The following is a 4716-nucleotide window of genomic DNA, read 5'->3' on the forward strand; positions in this document are numbered from 1 at the left end:
GGACTGGGGACTGGGGACTGGTGACTGGTGACTGGTGACTGGTGACTGGGGACTGGTGACTGGTGACTACTAACTAATGACTAAAATCAGCTTTTCGAGATAAAAATCGGCCAAGTCTGAAACTATGATTACAGATTTTAGTGAAGTTTGAATGAATTATATATAAATAAGTGAAATCGCTTAACCGATCCTTCACAAACTCACTCAAGCGAGGTAATTGTTTGGTGATTCAATTTTAGATTTTAGATTTTAGATTTTAGATTTTAGATTTTAGATTTTAGATTGTATTGAGATTTTATTTCTCTGACTACAGACTCAAATCTCCACACTAAAAACTAAAATTACCTTAACCAGTCAGTTCCCAGTACCAATTAATTATCCCATTAATTACTGTATCTTTTGTGAAAAATATCGTATTTTTTCTTGATGTGATTTTTACATTTCTTTACTTTCAACTGTCACATCTATGGTTAACAATAAGAGGCACTATCACTGAGCAATGTATAAATTACAGATTTAGCTTGCTTTTTTGAATTTTGGTTTGTTGAATGGATGATCACAACTGAGGAATAAACAGTTTACAACATGATTAACAACAACTATTTCCAGTGATTTGAGGATCAATGAGTAGAATTTCTAGATATGGCAAAACAATGATTAAGGTAATAAATTTGCTAAGATTAAGATATTGTTTGAAAAAAATAGTGGCAATATTATATAATTACCTGGCTTTACAGGAGCAACTAAGCAACAAAACTGTTTAATAATTTGTTTTTTAATTCCTATGAATCTAGAAAATAAAACTTCAAAAACCTTTGCCCTGACTACACCTCTCTACTATGTAAACGATGTTCCCCATATTGGTAGTGCGTACACCACAATGGCAGCGGATGTAGTAGCCAGATTTCAACGCTTGTTAGGAAATCAGGTACTGCTGATTACCGGTACAGATGAACATGGGCAAAAAATCCAAAGGTCAGCAGCAAGTTTAGAAAAACCACCACAGGAATTTTGTGATCAAATAGTACCGAGTTTCATCAACTTGTGGCAGGTTCTAAATATTCAATATGATCGCTTTAGTCGCACTACCGCTTTAAACCATCACGCGATTGTAAAAGAATTTTTCCAAAGAGTTTGGGAAAATGGCGACATTTATCAAGGACAACAAAAAGGCTGGTACTGCGTATCCTGTGAAGAATTTAAAGAAGAACGAGAACTGTTAGACGGCAAACGCTGCCCTATTCATACTACCAAAGAAGTAGAGTGGCGAGACGAGCAAAATTACTTTTTCCGGTTATCCAAGTATCAAACCCCGCTAGAGGAATTTTACCAGTCTAGGCCAGATTTTATTCAACCTGCCAGTCGCCGTAATGAAGTCCTCAGTTTTGTCAGTCAAGGTTTACAGGATTTTTCCATTTCGCGGGTAAATCTGGATTGGGGTTTTCCTGTACCTGTAGATCCTCAACATACCCTTTATGTGTGGTTTGATGCTCTGCTGGGTTATGTAACCGCATTATTAGAACCAGATGTAGAACCAACTTTAGCGAATGCTTTAGAAAAATGGTGGCCGATCAATCTCCATCTGATTGGTAAAGATATATTGCGGTTTCATGCAGTCTACTGGCCAGCAATGCTGATGTCAGCCGGTTTACCTTTGCCAGAAAGAGTATTTGGACATGGATTTTTGACTAAAGATGGTCAAAAGATGGGGAAAACTCTGGGTAATACCCTTGATCCTGTAGCCTTAGTTGAAAGTTATGGTAGTGATGCCGTTCGTTATTACTTCCTTAAGGAAATCGAATTTGGCAAGGATGGAGATTTTAATGAAATTAGGTTCATTAATGTTCTCAATGCAGATTTGGCCAATGATTTAGGTAATTTGTTAAATCGCACTTTGAACATGGTGAAAAAATACTGCGCTGGTAAAGTTCCATCAATCGATCCAGAAGTTATTCCCGCTGAGAATGCTTTAAAAGCGATTGGTTTAGGGCTGGGGGAACAGGTGAAACAATCTTATACAGCTTTAGCTTTCAATGAAGCTTGCCACGTTGTGTTGTCATTAGTTCAAGCCAGCAATAAGTTTATAGATGAACAAGCACCTTGGACATTATATAAACAGGGAAAACAGGAAGAAGTGGAAGCGGTGCTGTATACGGTTCTTGAATCAGTAAGACTAGCAGCTTATCTCCTTTCCCCAATTATTCCCAACATTAGCAGCGATATTTATCAGCAACTAGGCTGGGGAATCAATTTTAACAATCAAAAAGAAAGTTCAATGGTTGCGCCTTTTACTACCCATGCAACATGGGGCGTACTATCAGATAAACAACAGTTGGGTACACCTCAACCAATTTTTAAACGGATAGAACTACCAAAAAACAATTAACACTTTCCGTTTTGATTGAGTGTAAAAACCGAATCGGGGGCCTACTTTGTTTGTTGTCCCCGGAATTTATCATAAGCCAATCTAGCAAGAGTGTAAAAGTTAATGATTTCTATCGGCAATAACATGGATAACAACCGAGGTATGACAATGATGTTGAATAATTTGGAAAATGACTCGATTTTTTCGCCGGAACAGGTTTTAGAAAATCGCGGTCGGGTGGCGATATTTATTGATGGGTCGAATTTATTTTATGCGGCTTTACAGTTAGGAATCGAAATTGATTATACTAAGCTTTTGTGTCGATTAACTGGAGGTTCTAGACTATTGCGGGCTTTTTTCTACACTGGTGTAGACCGCACAAATGAGAAACAGCAGGGATTTTTGTTGTGGATGCGTCGCAATGGTTATCGAGTCATTGCTAAGGATTTGGTGCAGTTACCGGATGGCTCAAAAAAAGCTAACCTAGATGTGGAAATAGCTGTGGATATGATGGCGTTAGTCGATTCCTATGATACCGCAGTTTTGGTGAGTGGTGACGGCGATTTGGCTTATGCTGTAAATTCTGTCAGTTATCGTGGTGTCAGGGTTGAGGTGGTGAGTTTAAGATCGATGACCAGTGATAGCTTAATTAATGTGAGCGATCGCTATATTGATTTAGAAGCTATCAAGGAAGATATTCAAAAAACACCCCGTCCAGGTTATCCCTATCGACCATTATCTAGTATGGGATTCTTGGACGATCCTAGAGATAGTCAAGGACATTTAGAAATTCCAGAATAATGCAAAATTCACAAGGCGGGAATCAGCGGAGAGAATGTTCACAACTTCAGAGGGGAAGTAAATCTCACTCCCCCCGCTTCTATTATTATATTTTACAAATGCTGAGAAATTTCTCTTATCTGTCTTTAATTTTATTATTGTTACTTGGCTTATATTCTTGCGGAAATCCATCTTCTGTAAAACCAGAACAGGAAAGTTCAGCTAACCAAAATACAGATAGTAAGTTAACTTTTTTCGGTGTGGCTTTAGAACAGTTTGATGAAGAAGGTAGACCTATTTGGAAAGTCCAAGCTCAACAAGCCAAGTATACCAAAGAAACAGAAATTGGTGAAGCCCAAAATCCCCAAGGCGAACTTTATCAAGATGGCCAAATAGTTTATACAATTAAAGCCGAAACAGCCGATATTAAGCAAGATGGTAAACAACTGTTACTCAAAGGTAAAATTCTGGCTATAGATCCACGGAATGGAGTAGTATTACAAGGTAATGAATTAGAATGGCGACCTGAAGAAGATTTATTGATTGTTCGTAATCAATTTAATGGTAATCATCAACAATTAAAAGCCACAGCACAGGAAGCAAGAGTAAAAACCCGTGAACAGCGAATAGAATTTTCGGGAAAAGTCGTTGCTATATCAGGTGATCCGCAATTACAAATGCGAACTGAGCAGTTAGTTTGGCTTCTTAAAGAAGAAAAATTAATTGGCGATCGCCCTATCGAAATTGACCGTTATCAAGATAATAAAATAACTGATCGTGGTAGAGGAAATGGTGCTGAAGTCAACCTCAAAACTAAAGTTGCTACTCTTAAACCCCAAGCCCAATTACAGTTACTAAATCCAGCGATGCAGATAATTAGTAACTCAATGACTTGGAATATTAACCAAGAAATAGTAAGAACAAATGCCCCTGTGCGTGTGGTTCATCAAGCTGAAAATGTCACTGTAACTGGCAATAAAGCAGAAATGAAAATACCAGAAAAAACAGTTTATTTAACAGGCAATGTAAATGCCGTGGGCAAAAAGAATCAATCTTTAAAATCAAATCAACTCACTTGGTATTTAGAGAAAAAATTATTAGAAGCACAGGGAAATGTAGTTTATCGTCAAGTTGAACCACCATTAAACTTTCAAGGTACAACAGCAGTCGGTAATCTGGAAACAGAAAATATAGTTGTTAAAGGCGGTGGTTCTGATAATAGAGTCATCACAGAAATTATTCCTCAAGATTAAACTGGGGACTGGGGACACTTCGACAAGCTCAGTGCATCGCTGGGGACTGGGGACACTTCGACAAGCTCAGTGCATCGCTGGGGACTGGGGACACTTCGACAAGCTCAGTGCATCGCTGGGGACTGGGGACACTTCGACAAGCTCAGTGCATCGCTGGGGACTGGGGACACTTCGACAAGCTCAGTGCATCGCTGGGGACTGGGGACACTTCGACAAGCTCAGTGCATCGCTGGGGACTGGGGACACTTCGACAAGCTCAGTGCATCGCTGGGGACTGGGGACACTTCGACAAGCTCAGTGCATCGCTGGGGACTGGGG

The 4716-nt window shown here is 39.1% G+C and carries 3 protein-coding genes; all 3 read left to right on the top strand.

Translation table 11 applies throughout. The annotated features are described in order from the left end of the window. Positions 1-784 precede the first annotated feature (784 nt). The 3 genes from metG (at position 785) to lptC (ending at position 4398) form a co-directional block, all read left to right on the top strand. On the top strand, positions 785-2386 hold the full coding sequence (metG, locus tag H5968_RS24600) for a methionine--tRNA ligase (RefSeq protein ID WP_187042033.1): 1602 nt from the start codon (positions 785-787) through the stop codon (positions 2384-2386). Positions 2387-2536: 150 nt separating this feature from the next. Continuing rightward, a complete protein-coding gene (locus H5968_RS24605; protein WP_096572612.1) occupies positions 2537-3166 on the top strand; it encodes an NYN domain-containing protein in 630 nt (209 codons plus the stop codon). Continuing rightward, positions 3166-4398, top strand: a complete 1233-nt coding sequence (lptC, locus tag H5968_RS24610) for an LPS export ABC transporter periplasmic protein LptC (protein ID WP_187042034.1) — start codon at positions 3166-3168, stop codon at positions 4396-4398. The genes H5968_RS24605 and lptC overlap by 1 nt, the downstream gene beginning before the upstream one ends. Positions 4399-4716 lie beyond the last annotated feature (318 nt).

This window comes from Sphaerospermopsis sp. LEGE 00249 (genome assembly GCF_014299995.1).
GTDB lineage: Bacteria > Cyanobacteriota > Cyanobacteriia > Cyanobacteriales > Nostocaceae > Sphaerospermopsis > Sphaerospermopsis kisseleviana.

Bases quoted from the DNA above. Each gene is read 5' to 3' on its own strand.
- metG (WP_187042033.1), top strand. From the start codon at position 785: ATGAATCTAGAAAATAAAACTTCAAAAACCTTTGCCCTGACTACACCT.
- H5968_RS24605 (WP_096572612.1), top strand. From the start codon at position 2,537: ATGTTGAATAATTTGGAAAATGACTCGATTTTTTCGCCGGAACAGGTT.
- lptC (WP_187042034.1), top strand. From the start codon at position 3,166: ATGCAAAATTCACAAGGCGGGAATCAGCGGAGAGAATGTTCACAACTT.